The organism is Pedobacter nanyangensis (assembly GCF_003313505.1).
Taxonomy (GTDB): Bacteria; Bacteroidota; Bacteroidia; order Sphingobacteriales; family Sphingobacteriaceae; genus Pedobacter; species Pedobacter nanyangensis.
This window is the reverse complement of the sequence record NZ_QMHO01000011.1, coordinates 118806-134694: the sequence shown is the minus strand read 5'-3', so window position 1 is coordinate 134694 and position 15889 is coordinate 118806. Positions and strand designations below refer to the sequence as shown.

At 40.6% G+C, this 15889-nt stretch carries 16 protein-coding genes; 14 read left to right on the top strand and 2 right to left on the bottom strand.

From position 1 onward, the window contains the following. Nucleotides 1–6 precede the first annotated feature (6 nt). The 12 genes from DUT71_RS16310 (at nt 7) to DUT71_RS16255 (ending at nt 10895) form a co-directional block, all read left to right on the top strand. Nucleotides 7–519, top strand: coding sequence for a NuoI/complex I 23 kDa subunit family protein (locus DUT71_RS16310; protein WP_113663607.1), 513 nt, complete (start codon nt 7–9; stop codon nt 517–519). Between the two features lie 86 nt (nt 520–605). Continuing rightward, entirely contained in the window at nt 606–1112 is a 507-nt protein-coding gene (locus DUT71_RS16305) for an NADH-quinone oxidoreductase subunit J family protein (protein WP_113663606.1), read from the top strand. Continuing rightward, nucleotides 1105–1434 (top strand): NADH-quinone oxidoreductase subunit NuoK, encoded by a 330-nt coding sequence (gene nuoK, locus DUT71_RS16300; protein ID WP_113663605.1) that lies wholly within the window; start codon nt 1105–1107, stop codon nt 1432–1434. The genes DUT71_RS16305 and nuoK overlap by 8 nt, the downstream gene beginning before the upstream one ends. Before the next feature lie 18 nt (nt 1435–1452). Then, complete coding sequence (gene nuoL / locus DUT71_RS16295) at nt 1453–3351, top strand: NADH-quinone oxidoreductase subunit L (RefSeq protein WP_113663642.1); 1899 nt, start codon at nt 1453–1455, stop codon at nt 3349–3351. Between the two features lie 19 nt (nt 3352–3370). Next, nucleotides 3371–4837, top strand: coding sequence for a complex I subunit 4 family protein (locus DUT71_RS16290; RefSeq protein WP_113663604.1), 1467 nt, complete (start codon nt 3371–3373; stop codon nt 4835–4837). A 4-nt stretch (nt 4838–4841) separates the two neighbouring features. Continuing rightward, nucleotides 4842–6215, top strand: coding sequence for an NADH-quinone oxidoreductase subunit N (locus DUT71_RS16285; protein ID WP_113663603.1), 1374 nt, complete (start codon nt 4842–4844; stop codon nt 6213–6215). 46 nt (nt 6216–6261) lie between these two features. Then, complete coding sequence (locus DUT71_RS16280; protein ID WP_113663602.1) at nt 6262–6921, top strand: DedA family protein; 660 nt, start codon at nt 6262–6264, stop codon at nt 6919–6921. An 8-nt stretch (nt 6922–6929) separates the two neighbouring features. Continuing rightward, on the top strand, nt 6930–7472 hold the full coding sequence (locus DUT71_RS16275) for an inorganic diphosphatase (RefSeq protein WP_113663601.1): 543 nt from the start codon (nt 6930–6932) through the stop codon (nt 7470–7472). Between the two features lie 6 nt (nt 7473–7478). Beyond that, nucleotides 7479–8897, top strand: a complete 1419-nt coding sequence (locus DUT71_RS16270; protein WP_113663600.1) for a hemolysin family protein — start codon at nt 7479–7481, stop codon at nt 8895–8897. Between the two features lie 64 nt (nt 8898–8961). Continuing rightward, on the top strand, nt 8962–9669 hold the full coding sequence (locus DUT71_RS16265; protein ID WP_113663599.1) for a 16S rRNA (uracil(1498)-N(3))-methyltransferase: 708 nt from the start codon (nt 8962–8964) through the stop codon (nt 9667–9669). Beyond that, the gene (locus DUT71_RS16260) at nt 9669–10391 is read left to right on the top strand and encodes a DUF4159 domain-containing protein (protein WP_113663598.1); all 723 of its coding nucleotides are present in this window, start codon (nt 9669–9671) and stop codon (nt 10389–10391) included. Before DUT71_RS16265 ends, DUT71_RS16260 begins: the two co-directional genes overlap by 1 nt. A 3-nt stretch (nt 10392–10394) precedes the next feature. Then, on the top strand, nt 10395–10895 hold the full coding sequence (locus DUT71_RS16255) for a biotin/lipoyl-containing protein (protein ID WP_113663597.1): 501 nt from the start codon (nt 10395–10397) through the stop codon (nt 10893–10895). 100 nt (nt 10896–10995) lie between these two features. Here DUT71_RS16255 and DUT71_RS16250 read toward each other — a convergent pair whose 3' ends face one another. Beyond that, nucleotides 10996–12567 carry an SUMF1/EgtB/PvdO family nonheme iron enzyme gene (locus DUT71_RS16250; RefSeq protein WP_113663596.1) on the bottom strand — a complete coding sequence of 524 codons (1572 nt, stop codon included), beginning with the start codon at nt 12565–12567 and terminating at the stop codon, nt 10996–10998. A gap of 445 nt (nt 12568–13012) precedes the next feature. Here DUT71_RS16250 and porV point away from each other — a divergent pair, with 445 nt between their 5' ends. Together porV and ispF are read left to right on the top strand one after the other, a co-directional pair. Next, complete coding sequence (porV, locus tag DUT71_RS16245) at nt 13013–14176, top strand: type IX secretion system outer membrane channel protein PorV (protein ID WP_113663595.1); 1164 nt, start codon at nt 13013–13015, stop codon at nt 14174–14176. Further along, nucleotides 14176–14655 (top strand): 2-C-methyl-D-erythritol 2,4-cyclodiphosphate synthase, encoded by a 480-nt coding sequence (gene ispF / locus DUT71_RS16240; protein ID WP_113663594.1) that lies wholly within the window; start codon nt 14176–14178, stop codon nt 14653–14655. Before porV ends, ispF begins: the two co-directional genes overlap by 1 nt. Before the next feature lie 344 nt (nt 14656–14999). On the opposite strand, the gene DUT71_RS16235 is transcribed toward ispF, so the two are convergent. Beyond that, entirely contained in the window at nt 15000–15875 is an 876-nt protein-coding gene (locus DUT71_RS16235; RefSeq protein ID WP_113663593.1) for a pirin family protein, read from the bottom strand. Between the last annotated feature and the right edge of the window lie 14 nt (nt 15876–15889).

Genomic DNA, 15889 nt, shown 5'->3' with positions numbered 1-15889 from the left:
AGAGACATGGAATCATTAAGCAATAAGAAAAAAGTATTGGTTTCGAAGCCATTAAGTTTGGCCGAGCGAATGTACCTTCCAGCTATCGCAAGTGGTTTGAGTACTACAATAGGTCACTTCTTCAAGAAACCGGCTACGGTTAAATATCCAGAGCAGGAGCGTGAGTTCTCGATTAACTGGAGAGGAATGCACTCTTTGAAAAGAGATGAGCAAGGTAGAGAGCGTTGCACGGCATGTGGCTTATGTGCTTTGTCTTGTCCTGCGGAGGCAATCACCATGATTGCTGCTGAACGTAAGAATGACGAGAAGCACTTGTATCGCGAGGAGAAATATGCATCGGTTTACGAAATTAACATGTTGCGTTGCATTTTCTGCGGTTTATGTGAGGAAGCTTGCCCTAAAGAGGCCATTTATCTAGATGGGCCAATTGTTCCAGCTGATTATTTACGTAAAGATTTTATTTACGGTAAAGATAAATTGGTAGAAGCTCCTTTGGAGAGCGTTTTGGAGGTAAAATAGTATGTCATTCAGAGCGTAGCGATGAATCTCCAGATTGCTTCGTACCTCGCAATGACGGTAAAATTGAAACAACTAAATAAAAATTAATGGGTACATCGGTATTCTATTTTGTAGCAACATTAAGCGTAGTTTTTGCGCTGATGGTGGTTTTTGCAAAAAATCCCATCCACAGTGTGCTATACCTAATCCTGACGTTCTTTACGTTTACGGTTCATTACGTGCTATTAAATGCACAATTTTTAGCGGTAGTTAACTTTATTGTGTACATGGGTGCTATCATGGTACTTTTCCTTTTTGTGCTCATGCTCCTCAACCTCAATAAAGACAACGAGCCCAATAAATCGGCCCTGCTGAAAATAGTAGGCATTATTGCTGGCGGATGTTTGGTGGTTACACTAATAGGATCCTTGAAATCGGTAGCTATTGCCAATCCATTGGTGCTAAAAAATCCAAACTTGGGATTGGTAGAAAACTTGGGCAAAGAGCTGTTTGGTCCGTTTATGTTGCCATTCGAATTATCGTCGTTGTTATTGTTGAGTGCAATGGTTGGTGCGGTACTTTTAACCAAAAAGGAGGAAAAAGCAAATGGGTAGTTTATTCGAAAATATGCAAGCTGTACCATTGAACCATTACATTTGGTTCTGTGCCATTATCTTCACTATTGGGGTTGTTGGCGTATTGGTACGTAGAAATGCCATCGTAATTTTTATGTCGGTAGAGTTGATGTTAAATGCAGTTAACCTGCTTTTGGCGGCATTTTCAGTGCACCACAATGATCCTTCCGGGCAAGTGTTCGTATTCTTCATCATGGCTTTGGCCGCTGCCGAAGTAGCGGTAGGGTTGAGTATCATCGTGATGGTTTACCGCAACACACAATCAATAGATATTAATGTATTAAATCGCCTTAAGTGGTAATTCTAATAAAATAAGATGATTACAAGTTTACTTTGGTTAATTCCAGTTCTTCCGCTTTTAGGCTTTGTGATTAATGGCTTAGGCCGTAATACATTGAGCAAAGGTGCTGTAGGCTTCATTGGAAGCGGAGTGGTTTTAGCTTCATTTATGCTTAGCGTTTGTTTCTTTTTTGAGTTAAGCTCAAGCGTAGAAAAGCAATTTACCGTTAACTTTTTCGATTGGATTAGTGTTGGCGATTTAAAAATTCCTTTATCGTTTTTATATGATCCTTTGAGCGCTATCATGCTCTTGATCATTACTGGAATTGGTTTCCTTATCCATATTTACTCTACGGCTTATATGCACGAAGATGCTGGCTTTGGCAAATTCTTCGCTTACTTGAACCTTTTCATCTTCTTCATGTTGATTTTGGTTTTAGGGTCAAATTACATCGTGATGTTTATTGGATGGGAAGGCGTAGGATTATGTTCATATCTATTAATTGGATTTTGGTTCACAAACAACAGTTATGCCAGTGCCGCTAAAAAGGCATTTGTAATGAACCGTATTGGCGATTTAGGTTTCCTTTTAGGCGTATTCTTGATGTTCCAGGTTTTTGGAAGCTTGGAGTTCGCAAAAGTGTTCCCTCAAGCGGCCAACATGTTGCCTGGCGATAATACCATGGCTATCATCGGCATATTGTTATTCATCGGAGCCTGTGGTAAATCGGCGCAGTTGCCTTTGTTTACTTGGTTGCCTGATGCGATGGCTGGTCCAACCCCAGTTTCGGCATTAATCCACGCAGCTACCATGGTAACGGCAGGTATTTACATGATTGCCCGTTCAAGCGTGGTGTTTGATCTGGCACCATTTACACAAAATATTATTGCCATTGTTGGTGCCGCAACGGCATTAATTGCGGCATTAATTGCGTTAACACAAACCGATATCAAAAAAGTATTGGCCTATTCAACCGTATCGCAATTAGGCTATATGTTTTTAGGTTTAGGTGTGGGTGCTTATACTGGTTCATTCTTCCATGTACTGACCCATGCTTTCTTTAAAGCTTTATTATTCTTGGGAGCTGGTGCGGTTATCCACTCTTTACACCACGAGCAGGATATGCGCCACATGGGTGGATTGAAAGCGAAATTGAAAACTACTTTTGCCACCATGATGATTGGTACCATTGCCATTGCAGGTATCCCGCCATTTTCTGGCTTCTTTTCTAAAGATGAAATTTTAGCGCATGCTTACCAACATAGCCCGGTTCTTTGGGGAGTAGGGGTATTAACCGCATTTTTAACGGCGTTCTATATGTTCCGTATGATGTTCCTGACTTTTTACGGAAAATTCAGGGGCTCCCACCACACCGAAGAGCATATCCACGAGTCGCCAAAAGCCATGACTATTCCATTGGTGGTATTGGCCATTTTAGCAGCAGTTGGAGGTTTGTTAAACATTCCACATGTATTTGGCGGAAATGAATGGTTGGCACACTGGTTAACGGGTGCAAAGGTTACTCAAAGCCATTTGGAGTTAGATCACACTACAGAGTTTACTTTGATGGGCGTTTCAGTATTGGCAGCGGTGGTAGCTATTCTTTTAGCTTACAGCAAGTATGTTAAAAAAGCAGAAGTACCTGTAGCTGATGAAGCACCTAGAACAGCTTTGGAGAAACTGTCTTATCACAAGTTCTATTTGGATGAGATCTACGATGCCATCATCAGAAAACCTTTGGACGCTTTTTCTACTTTCTTCTATAAAATTATCGACAACAAAGTAATAGATGGTTTGGTGAACGGCCTGGGCTGGACTGCCAACGAAGGAAGTAAAAGTTTGCGCTTATTGCAGTCGGGTAACGTAGGTTATTACATCATGATGATGGTTATCGGTATCGTAGCACTATTGCTGTACACTTATTTGTCTATCGCTTAATTTGGTTCAAACATTATAAATGGAACTTTTAATACTCATATTTCTACCCTTAGTTGGCGCAATTGCCACCGCTTTATTTGCCAAGCAAAACACGGCTAAGGTAGCAGCATTAGCATTTTCAATTTTCTCATTGGCAGTAGCCATAGGTTTATTGTGCAAATTCACTCCAGATGCGAGTACACAGTTTTCGGTTAACTATCAGTGGATTAGGCAGCTGGGCATTAATTTTCATGTTGGTATCGATGGAATTAGTATGATCACGGTGTTATTAACTAACGTTTTAACTCCTTTGATTATCCTTGCAAGCTATAAGCACGAATATAAAAATGCCAATGCCTTTTATGCACTAATTTTATTCATGCAGGCTGGTCTACTCTTAGTATTCACTGCTTTGGATGCTTTCTTGTTCTATATCGGATGGGAAGCCGCTTTAATTCCAATTTACTTCATTTGTGCTACTTGGGGCGGTAAAGACCGTATCAAAGTAAACATGAAGTTCTTTGTGTATACCATTGCAGGTTCATTGTTCATGCTGTTGGGGATCATTTACTTATACCTACAAAATCCAGCGAACAATTTTGAACTGGCTGAGTTTTATAAATTAGAATTAGATTCTACACAACAAGGCTGGATTTTCTGGGCGTTCTTTATCGCTTTTGCCATCAAGATGCCGATTTTCCCATTTCATACTTGGCAGCCAGATACCTATACCACAGCACCAACTCCAGGAACCATGTTGCTATCAGGTATCATGTTAAAAATGGGTATCTATGGGGTCATCAGATGGTTATTGCCTGTGGTACCTCACGGCGTACAAGATTGGAGCTGTGTAGTGATGTTATTGGCCGTTATTGGCGTGGTTTACGCTGCCATTATTGCCTTCATGCAAAAAGATGCTAAACGTTTGGTGGCTTACTCTTCTATTAGTCACGTAGGTTTAATTGCGGCGGGTATCTTCACTTTAAGCCACCAAGGTTTACAAGGAAGTATGGTTCAAATGTTGAGCCACGGTATCAACGTAATTGGTTTGTTTTTCGTGTTGGATATCGTCCAATCACGTTTGGGAACCAACAAAGTTGATGAATTGGGTGGCTTAGCGAAAGTTGCTCCTCAATTGGCCATTACTTTCCTCATCATTTTACTGGGAACGGTAGCTTTACCAGGTACTAACGGTTTTATTGGCGAGTTTTTATTGCTGATGAGCGTTTACAACTACCATGCCTGGTTGGGAGCGGTAGCAGGCTTAACCATCATTTTTGGAGCGGTATATATGTTTAGAAGCTACCAAAAAATTATGCTGGGCGAAACGAACGCACTTACAGCAAGTTTTAAAGACATTAACGGAACGGAAAAAGTAGTGTTGTACACCATTTGTGCATTGATTATCGTAATTGGGGTTTATCCAAAACCTTTATTGCAAATTTCAGATGCCTCGGTACAGCATTTATTGGAACAGATTAATCATAAATTAACAGGGGTTAACTAAGCAAATGAATATTATTATCACCATTGCCGTAACGGCTTTAGTAGTACTTTATGCAGGATTGTTTAAGGCAAAAAAGGCATTGCTGCCTTTAACTTTGCTTGGCCTTTTGGTTTCTTTGGGCTTTGCCATTTGCTCATGGAACCAACCAACTGTTCATTTTGGAATGATGCAGATTGATAATTTTGCATTGGCCTTTGCAGGTATTTCCATTATTGGTACGTTCTTGATTTTTCTGCTCACACAGCGTTATTTTGCAGAAAACAGTCCAAATGTAGCCGAATACTTTACCCTGATCCTATTTGCGTTGTGTGGTATTGTAATCATGGTTTCCTACAAAAACCTTTCGATGTTGTTTATCGGGGTTGAGATCATGTCGGTATGTTTATACATTTTAGCAGGAATTAGAAAGCTTAATTTTGCTTCTAACGAGGCTTCGTTGAAGTATTTCTTAATGGGTGCTTTTTCTACAGGTTTCTTGCTATTTGGTATTGCTTTGATTTACGGAGCTACTGGCTCTTTTGATATTGATGTTATTCAAAATGTATTGGTGAATAACGTAAGCAATGTTTCGCCATTATTCTATCCAGGCATTATTTTGATGATGGTTGGACTTTGCTTCAAAGTTGGCGCTGCCCCTTTCCACTTCTGGACACCAGACGTGTACGAAGGAGCACCTTCATTGATCACCGCCTTCATGTCAACCGTAGTTAAAACGGCTGGTTTTGCGGCTTTCCTACGATTGTTTGCAGGTGCTTTTGAGCCTTTGCACGATTTCTGGATGCCCGCATTAATGGTGATTGTCATCATCACCCTGTGCTTAGGCAACATTACCGCCTTGTATCAAAAGAACTTCAAGCGAATGCTAGCCTACTCTAGTATCTCTCATGCAGGTTATCTGTTGTTTTCATTAGTGGTATTAACCGCAAGTTCGGCAAGTAATGTTTTGGTTTATGCAGCGGCTTACACCTTTGCCAGTATTGTGGCTTTTGCGGTGCTTATTAACGTAAAACAAAAAACAGGCAGCGACGATATCGAAAGCTTTAACGGCCTGGCAAAACGCAATCCTTTAGCGGCACTGGCGTTGACTATTGCTATGCTATCGTTGGCAGGTATTCCGTTAACAGCAGGCTTTATAGGTAAATATGTCATGTTCCTAAACGTATTAGAGAACTATCAGATCATCCTAGTGGTCATCGCGATATTAAACGCCCTAGTTGGCTTCTATTATTATTTCAGGGTAATCATTGCCGTTTACTTTAAAGAGGGCAAAGAAATAGAATTAGATACCCCAATGCAGTACAAAGTAGTTTTAGTCGTTTCTACGATAGTAATCTTGCTTTTAGGCGTTTATCCTTCGCTTATTTTAAACCTGATATAACTAGCGATGTAGAATATTATTTGTAGTTTTACAAATAATTGTAACTATGGAGCAATTTTGGAACCACCTACAGCATCTTATAGATCCTGAAAAACTGCTGCGCGAAGGTGGTTTCTACTTGGTTGTTTTCGTTATTTTTGCTGAAACAGGCCTCTTTTTCGGCTTCTTTTTGCCAGGCGATTATCTCCTTTTTTTAGCAGGAATGTTTGTGGCCACGGGTAAATTAGACGTAAACATTTATGTGCTGGTATTTTCGCTGATTATTGCCGCCATTTCCGGGAATTTCACTGGATATTGGTTCGGCAGAAAGACCGGGCCGGTGCTCCACACCAGAAAAGATACCTTTTTCTTCAAGAAAAAATTCCTTAAAACAGCAGAAGATTATTATCGTAAGCAAGGCGCTTTCGCCTTAATTATGGGACGCTTTGTTCCTATTGTAAGAACCTTTGCGCCAATTGTAGCGGGTATTATCCGAATGGATTTCAAGAAATTTGTACTCTACAATGTTTCAGGTGCACTTTTATGGATTTGTTCCTTAACTTTGTTGGGCTATTTTTTGGGCAAGAGTTTCTCCAAACAAATAGAAGAATATTTGGGTTACATCATCATGGGTTTTATTGTAATTACAACAATTCCATTGGTGATTACCTTTATAAAAAATAAAATATCAAAGAATACTAGTAATTTAGAAGACACAGAGATTTAAAGAAAAAGATGATCAAAGACGAAACCCATCCGTGGCACAGCGTATCTCCTGGCGAAAATTTGCCAGAAACAGTAAATGCAATTATCGAAATCCCAAAAGGATCAAAAGCAAAATATGAAATAGACAAAGATTCTAACCTGATAAAGTTAGATAGGGTATTGTTCTCCTCAGTAATGTATCCGGCCAATTATGGCTTTATCCCACAAACTTATTGCGACGACAAGGACCCATTGGATATTTTGGTGTTATGCTCCGTAGATGTTTACCCAATGACCATTATCGAAGCCAAGGTAATTGGTGTAATGCACATGATCGACAATGGCGAACAAGATGATAAAATTATAGCGGTTGCTAAAAATGATCCATCAGTTAACTACATTAACGATTTGGGCGAATTGCCCCCGCATACCATGAAAGAAATTGTAAAGTTCTTTCAAGATTATAAAGCATTAGAGAACAAACAAGTTACCATTGAGCATTTATTAGGTGTAAGATATGCACATAAGGTGATCAATGAGAGTATTGAGCTCTATAATAATACATTTAGATAATTCTTAATGATATACTCCGTCTGTACGCCCCTAGTGGCTTTTTTAACAAATATCCCAACATCAATACTGGCAGTGGTAACTCCTGCCGACTCGGATGGTGGGTCAATAGGGTGGCGCCTATTGTTTGCGCTGTTTTTAGTTTTTTTAAATGGTTTTTTTGTGGCTGCCGAATTTGCAATTGTAAAAGTAAGGGCCTCGCAAATTGAAATCAAAGCCAAGTCTGGCAGCAGATTGGGCAAAATGGCTAAAAATATTGTTCACAATTTAGACGGATATTTAGCAGCTACGCAGCTGGGAATTACCTTGGCCTCACTGGGTTTGGGTTGGGTAGGTGAAGGTGTAATGCACACTATTTTCCTGAACATGTTTAACAGCCTGGATATTGCTGTTAGCGATGCATTCCTACACTCGGCAGCTACGGTGGTTGCTTTTTCAATCATTACGGTAATGCACATCGTGTTTGGAGAGCTGGCGCCAAAATCGCTGGCTATCCAAAGACCAGTGGCTACCACTTTATTTGTTTCGGCCCCTTTACAGGGCTTTTATATCCTTTTCAGGCCATTTATTTGGGCATTGAACGGATTAGCGACCATCATCCTAAAACCTTTCGGCATTAATACTTCTGGGGGCCATGATTCGATACACAGTAACGAGGAGTTACAATATCTTTTGGATCAGGGTAAGGAAAGCGGTGCCCTGGAAGATAACGAACACGAGCTGATCAAGAATGTGTTTGATTTTAACGAGCGTGTAGTAAAAAACATCATGGTGCCCCGTACCAAGATATCAGGGATAGAATTGGAAACATCCAAAGATGAAGTGGTAGAAAAAATCATTTCCGAAGGCTATTCTCGTATGCCCGTGTACGACGACATTATCGATAAAATCATTGGGATTATCCATGCCAAAGATGTATTGCCACTGTTAGCGAGCAATAAGGAATGGACTTTGGCCGATATTATTAGGAAACCATATTTTGTTCCTGAGACGAAAAAAATCAACGATCTTTTAAGCGAGCTACAGCAGAAGCGCATCCAAATTGCCATTGTTTTGGACGAGTTTGGCGGTACCGCAGGTATGGTAACGTTAGAAGATATTGTGGAAGAAATTGTTGGCGAGATCCAAGATGAGTACGATGAGGAAAAGCCCATTGTGGAGAAAATCAGCGATACGGAATTCGTGGTAAACGCCTATGCTACGGTTTATGATGTAAACGAACATTTGCCTCATGATTTGCCCGAAGATGAAGACTTTGATACCGTTGGTGGCTTGGTTTCGCACGCTTTTGGTAAAATCCCGGAAGTAGGGGATAGCGAAGAATGTTACGGCTATTTGTTTACCATCCTTAAAAAAACCGAGCAAAATATCGAAACGGTAAAACTCGAGATCGTCATCAACAAAAGTGACATGGTAGATTTGCATTAATAAGTTTAGCGTTTGGCGTATTGCGCCAATTCGCTTATCGCTTAACCTTATGTTCGGCTAAATCATGTATTTATTTTATACACCAGATATTACCTCAGATACCTATACCCTAAACGAGGAAGAAAGCAACCATTGTAACAAGGTTTTGCGTCTTAAACAAGGTGATACGGTTCATTTGATTGATGGTGTTGGCGGATTGTATGTAGCACAAATTGCCGAAACAGCTAAAAGGGCCGTACTTTTAAACATTATTGACAAGCAACAAGGTTTTGGTAAGCGTAACCACTACCTCCATATCGCTATTGCCCCTACCAAGAACATTGATAGGATAGAGTGGTTTTTAGAAAAAGCTACAGAAATTGGCATTGATGAAGTAACCCCTGTAATTTGCGAACGCTCTGAACGTAAAATCGTGAAAGAAGAGCGCTTGGAAAAGGTGGTTACCTCGGCGGTTAAACAATCGTTAACGGCATATCATCCCAAAGTAAACACAGCGATTGCCTTTAAGGACTTTATTAAACAGAGCAATGCCGAGGTTAAAATGATTGCGCATTGCATGGATGAAGATAGTAGACGGGCCATTTCGCAGCTGATTAAACCTCATCAAAAATACCTGATTTTAATTGGCCCTGAAGGAGATTTTACGCCGAAAGAAATTGAGCTTGCTTTGCAGAACGGATATAAACCAGTAACTTTAGGCAACACCCGCCTGCGTACAGAAACTGCTGGTTTGGCGGCTTGCTTTGAAATCAATTTTTTAAATAGGGATTAATGAACAAAGAACGAGGATTAAAGGCTATACGATCTTTTGGTCGAAGAATAAAGGTTCGCCCTTATTCCTTTATCCTTATTCTTTTATCTTTTACCTTTCTACTTTTTACGGCCTTCACCTTTCCCCCAACCTATAAAATAGGTAAATTAAAATATGCTGGTGGTGGCGATTGGTATGCTAACCGGACAGCACTGCCCAACCTAATGGCTTTCTGTAACCGGAACATTGCCACAAATTTTGCTTCAGATGAAGGTATTGTAGAAGTGGGCAGTGCCGAACTGTTCAATTACCCTTTTATATATATGACTGGGCACGGAAATGTGACCTTCAATGCTCAAGAGGTGGCAAATTTGAGGAAATACCTCATTGGCGGAGGTTTTCTTCATATAGACGATAACTACGGTTTGGATAAGTTTATCCGCCCACAAATGAAGAAAGTTTTTCCAGAGCTTGATTTTGTGGAACTGCCAGCAAACCACAAAATCTATAACCAGAAATTTAGGTTTCCCAATGGCTTGCCAAAAATCCACGAGCATGACAACAAACGCCCGCAAGGATTTGCGCTTATTTATAAAGGCAGGGTAGTTTGCTTTTACACGTACGAGTGCGATTTGGGCAATGGCTGGGAAGACTTTGGAACTTATCCTTCCGACACTCAAGAAAGTAGAAATAACGCCCTAAAAATGGGCGCAAATTTAATACAGTACGCCTTAACCAACTAACTTATGAATAAAGTAACCGTAAATAGCCATTATCAGTTTGATATGGATTTTATCCAAGATGTTTTACAGGTCAATGATCAACCTACTGATTTTGATTTATTGAAAATAGGCCCACAATCTAGCCACATCATTCACGACAATAAATCTTATGCTGTCGAAGTGGTAGCTTTTGATAAGGCCGAAAAGCTGGCCCATATCAAAGTAAATGGGAACGTTTACCAGGTGCAGGTAACGACTCCATTGGATTTGCTTTTGAAACAACTGGGAATGGATAATCTTTCCAGCAACAAGATACTGCAAATTAAAGCCCCAATGCCTGGGCTGGTGCTTAATGTGTTGGTAAGCGAAGGAACAGAGGTGAAAAAAGGTGATAATCTTTTGGTACTCGAGGCCATGAAAATGGAAAACATGATCAAATCGCCAACTGATGGCATCATTAAAAAAATAGCAGTTAAACAAGGAGATAAGGTGGAGAAGAATGAATTATTGGTGGTTTTTAGTTAGTCAATAATTACGCGAATTCATTTTATTTAGGAGTGATGTAAAACAAAAAAAGTCCCATAGGCATATTGCTTATGGGACTTTTTTTGAAGCGAAACGCTTGTTACTTCACCTTAAATGGTTTAGTGCCTTTGTTTTTGAACTGAGGTTTGCCTGCCGACCTAACTTCTGGCGCCCCAAGCATGGTCATTGCACAGCGGAAACCAATATCAGCAGTCGATTCGTCTTCCTGTAAAAATCTTCTAGCCGCAGGATTTAGCCACATGGCCTGGTCATTCCATGAACCACCTTTGTAAACCCTAGATTTGTCATTGTATAAGGTAAGTAATTCGCCATTTGGCAAATCTTTTTCCGCATCCTTGTAACCGCGTTGGTCTGCTTTGTAAGTCGAATCTACATATTGTGATTGTAGTTGCGCCCAAGTTTGTTTTACACCGGTTCCCGCAGGTTTCATCACAGGACGGCCTTTGCCATCTATTTTGATCACACTATTTTGCGGGTCTCTTTCTTTATCAGCATAAACATTGCCCCTAAAAGGATTTAAACCTTCGGTAGCTTCAAAAGTGTTAGGACGATAAACGTCTTGTACCCACTCGTTCACGTTCCCTGCCATATTGTAAAGGCCAAAGTCGTTAGGAGTAAAGCTACGTACAGATTGAGTGATACTACCTTTATCGTTCAGTGAACCACCTACACCCATATAGTCTCCTTTGCCACGTTTAAAGTTGGCCAGGATCATCCCTCTGGTTGATTTTTTGGGCGATGTAATGCCCAAACCGTTCCAAGGATAAACTTTCTTTTCATTGATGTTGGCATATTGGGTATTTCCTATCAAGCCCATTGCGGCATATTCCCATTCGGCTTCTGTGGGCAAGCGATAGGGCTGGAAAATTTCACCATCTTCCAACCTAACGTTTCTTTGAGCTTTATTTTTGCCGGTAGTAGGGGCGGCATTGGCGCTTAAATCTAATGGTGCTTTTTTACCAATATCTTTGATTTGTCCATTCAGATACACATCGGTGTTAAAGATGGTGTCTGATTTCTTTACGGGCGTTCCGCCTTTTGCGGTAGGTTTATTAAGGTCTTTAAAGGTGGTCATAAAGCCTTTTTCTCTTAAAATCAGCTCATTAACCCTGTCGGTACGCCATACGCAATAATCTGCAGCTTGCTGCCAGGTTACGCCTACAACCGGATAGTCTCCATAGGCGGGATGCCTTAAATAATTGTTTACGTAAGGTTCGTTGTAGGACAAAGGCCTTCTCCAAACCAAAGTGTCGGGCAAGGCGGTGTAATAGTATTCCGCAAGTTCTGGCTTACCTCTAAAAGTTGTTCTGATCCAATGCAGATATTCGAGCCAGTCGGTGTTCGAAACTTCGGTCTCGTCCATGTAGAAAGAGCTTACGGTCACCTGACGTTTATAGTTGTAGGAGGTCATGTCCTGGCCTGGAATTTCAATGGCACTGCCGCCCATGATAAACTCCCCACCTTCAATTTCCATTAAACCTGGGCCAGGTCCTCTCTTATAGTTCTTTTTTACTTCAAAACCGCCGTTTTCACGCTTATTGTAAGCATAGCCGGTTTTTTCAGATACCGCAGATCCGCCTTTAGGTCCACAGGAGCTTAATGCTCCAACACCGAATAAGGATACCACTGCGTAAAAGTAAATTTTATTCATATATCGTAAATTGCACTTTAGTTGTTAAAAATACACAAAAAAAGAGCTAGAAATAAAAAATCTTTTTTATTTGCCCTTTTTCCCTAAAAAAGTTGCCGCCTAAAATGCTTAAAAGCAATATGGAACAATCTCTATTTTAGCAACTAAACGTTGAAAACCATAGGATATTGTTAGTATCTTTTTGAAAAAATAAATTAAGGAAAATTTTCCCCAAATTGTGGGGTTTGCTGTGGCTAAATGCGATCTTTTTGGTCGGGTTTCGACTAAGCGCAGTAACTTTTGATGGCAGCAGCTTAGCGGCCTGCTTGCTGTTTTTTCTATTTCGGTGAAATGAGAACAATATTGCCCGCTATAAAACGTTTAGTTGTGAGAATGCAATTAGCGTAGCGATAAGGCTTTGAAATTAACGAACTCTATACTAAATTGCGCAAATATTAGATATAAAATGAGATTAAACCGCCTAAGTAGCGCTTTGTTGCTTTTATCGTTTTTAGTTGGAAAGAATGCGCTTGCTCAGCAATCTACTGGTAGTAGTGTAACGCAAACCAATGGTGTTTATCCTGATGTACCGTTTTTATTGATTACTCCTGATGCACGTGCAGGCGCCATGGGCGAAGCTGGTGTTGCGGTAATGCCAGACGGTAACGCTATGAGCATTAACCCCGCCAAGCTTGCTTTTTTGGAAAAGCCTTACGGAGTGAGTTTATCCTATAGCCCTTGGCTTAAAAATTTGGTTCCTGATATCAATTTGGCGTATTTGAGTGGCTATTACCAGCTTGATGATAGAACTGTGCTTGGGGCTTCGTTAAGATATTTTTCATTGGGAGAAATTACCTTGGTAGATGAATTTAGAAATAACCAGGGAACCTTTAGCCCAAATGAGTTTGCCATTGATGCGACCTATTCCCGTCGTTTTGGTGATAACTTTTCCTTGGGAACTACTGCACGTTTTATCCGCTCAAATTTAACTACCGGACAAATAGGGGGCAGCCAGCAAAAAGCAGGAAGTGCCGTGGCAGTGGATGTTTCGGCATTCTTTAAAAAACCAACCGTACTTTTTGGCAAAGATGCGATTTTATCGGCAGGTTTGAACCTTTCCAATATTGGTACAAAGATGAGCTTTGCGGAAACGCAAAACAGAAGATTTTTACCAGCCAACATGAAATTGGGCGGAGCTTCAACTTTTATCATCGACGATTATAACCAGTTTACCATAGCACTTGATTTCAATAAATTGATGGTTCCTACCGATCCAATTAGGGATACAGATGGAAATATCATTTCAGGAAAAGATCCATATCGATCAGTACCTTCGGGAATTATAGGCTCTTTTGGCGATGCACCAGGAGGCTTTAAGGAAGAACTCAAAGAAGTAGCTATTTCCACAGGCCTTGAATATACTTACAACCAACAGTTCGCCGTAAGGGCTGGATATTTCTACGAAAATCCTCAAAAAGGTGATAGAAGATATTTTACCTTAGGTGCTGGTTTGAAATACAATATGTTTAATCTGGATTTTTCTTACCTTGTAGCTAATGCTCAAAATAGCCCTTTGGCTAACACCTTAAGGTTTAGCTTGTCATGGAATATCGATAAAGTAAGTAAATAATGCGTATTAAAGTTGGGTTTGGTTTTGATGTCCATCAGTTAAAGGACAATCATCCATTTGTGGTAGGAGGTGTAAATTTAGATCATCACCGGGGTGCGTTTGGGCATTCGGATGCGGATGTGTTATTACATGCCATTTGCGATGCGCTACTTGGCGCTGCTAATTTGAGAGATATCGGCTTTCATTTTAAAAATACCGATCCCAGATGGAAAGGTATTAGTAGCCTGATTTTGTTGCAGGAAACGGTTAAACTACTCAAGGGAAAAGGTTTTGAGGTTGGGAATATCGACGCCATGCTGTGTTTGGAAGCGCCTAAAATCAATCCACATATTCCGCAGATGCAAGAGAATATTGCAAAAGCAATGGGCATTTCTATCGAAGATATTTCAATTAAGGCCACTACGAATGAACAAATGGGTTTTATTGGTAGGGAAGAAGGTGTAGTAGCTTACGCTGTTTGTTTGATCGAGAAAGTTTAAGAGTTACAAGTTATGTGACTAATCTCCTAACACTTCATCAATAAAAACGGAGAAATCTAACATCATAGATTTCTCCGTTTTTTTTATGCTTTAGTCGAAATGAGGATATGGGAACACTCATTGAGATTTGAACAAAATCCGAAGGATTTCAATCTTTATAGTATAACGGTTCCAAGGGCATACGACTCCGTAAGAGTCGCATCTATGTTAGTCGATTGTTTTTATAAAGATTGGACCTCGTCGAGGTCTTGAAAGAAGATAGGATGAAGCTCCAAGGTCTTCGCAACCGAGGTATTGGTGTACAGGTTGCATACATCTTAATCTCATAACCCGAAACATGTCACCTACTCTTCCAAATAGCCAAATTTTCCTGTATTGTAATCCTCAATGGCTTGCTGTAATTCTTCCGGTTTGTTCATCAGGAAAGGGCCATATTGAGCGATAGGCTCATTAATTGGATCACCAGAAAGATATAATACCACGGCATCTTCACTCGCTTCTATGGTGATGGCATTTCCTTCATGGGCAAAATGGACCAGTTGATTGGTCGTTGCTTTTTCATTCCCATTCACCGCAATGCTTCCTTCAATCACCAACAGTGCAGTGTTAAAATGCGCTGGTGTTTCCAGATGAGCTTTGGCACCTGCTTTAAGACGTAAGTTATATAGCTCTATTTCTGTAAAGGTGGATGCACTTCCTTTTACCCCATTGTAATTTCCCGCAATCACTTCAATTTTTCCCTCATGATTGGGAAGCTCGAAGCTGGCCATCTCGCGATGCGTAACCGACTGATATTTGGGGGCTGTCATTTTATGTTTAGCCGGCAGGTTTACCCAAAGTTGTACCATTTGGAAAGGTCCACCTTTTTTACTGTAGTTTTCCTCATGGTATTCCTTGTGCAATATACCACTGGCAGCAGTCATCCATTGTACATCGCCCGGATAAATGACACCGCTATTGCCTGCACTGTCATGATGCGCCACGGCACCGTGATAGGCAATGGTTACGGTTTCAAATCCGCGATGGGGGTGTACGCCTACACCTCTTGGGGTGTTACTTGGCGAGAACTCGAGTTTAGCATTGTAATCGAGTAAATAAAACGGATCCATTTTGATTTTATATCCGCTTGGGAAGAAGTTGTGCACCCTAAATCCATCGCCAACCATGTGTGGGGCTGTAGGATTTAGAATAGCAGCAACTTTTTTGAATGTTGTAGGCATGTTTGCCTCCTTTC

Coding starts and splice junctions, on each gene's coding strand:
- DUT71_RS16285 (WP_113663603.1), top strand. CDS start 4,842: ATGAATATTATTATCACCATTGCCGTAACGGCTTTAGTAGTACTTTAT.
- DUT71_RS16235 (WP_113663593.1), bottom strand. CDS start 15,875: ATGCCTACAACATTCAAAAAAGTTGCTGCTATTCTAAATCCTACAGCC.
- DUT71_RS16250 (WP_113663596.1), bottom strand. CDS start 12,567: ATGAATAAAATTTACTTTTACGCAGTGGTATCCTTATTCGGTGTTGGA.
- DUT71_RS16290 (WP_113663604.1), top strand. CDS start 3,371: ATGGAACTTTTAATACTCATATTTCTACCCTTAGTTGGCGCAATTGCC.
- nuoK (WP_113663605.1), top strand. CDS start 1,105: ATGGGTAGTTTATTCGAAAATATGCAAGCTGTACCATTGAACCATTAC.
- DUT71_RS16270 (WP_113663600.1), top strand. CDS start 7,479: ATGATATACTCCGTCTGTACGCCCCTAGTGGCTTTTTTAACAAATATC.
- DUT71_RS16305 (WP_113663606.1), top strand. CDS start 606: ATGGGTACATCGGTATTCTATTTTGTAGCAACATTAAGCGTAGTTTTT.
- DUT71_RS16260 (WP_113663598.1), top strand. CDS start 9,669: ATGAACAAAGAACGAGGATTAAAGGCTATACGATCTTTTGGTCGAAGA.
- DUT71_RS16255 (WP_113663597.1), top strand. CDS start 10,395: ATGAATAAAGTAACCGTAAATAGCCATTATCAGTTTGATATGGATTTT.
- DUT71_RS16310 (WP_113663607.1), top strand. CDS start 7: ATGGAATCATTAAGCAATAAGAAAAAAGTATTGGTTTCGAAGCCATTA.
- DUT71_RS16275 (WP_113663601.1), top strand. CDS start 6,930: ATGATCAAAGACGAAACCCATCCGTGGCACAGCGTATCTCCTGGCGAA.
- DUT71_RS16265 (WP_113663599.1), top strand. CDS start 8,962: ATGTATTTATTTTATACACCAGATATTACCTCAGATACCTATACCCTA.
- ispF (WP_113663594.1), top strand. CDS start 14,176: ATGCGTATTAAAGTTGGGTTTGGTTTTGATGTCCATCAGTTAAAGGAC.
- porV (WP_113663595.1), top strand. CDS start 13,013: ATGAGATTAAACCGCCTAAGTAGCGCTTTGTTGCTTTTATCGTTTTTA.
- DUT71_RS16280 (WP_113663602.1), top strand. CDS start 6,262: ATGGAGCAATTTTGGAACCACCTACAGCATCTTATAGATCCTGAAAAA.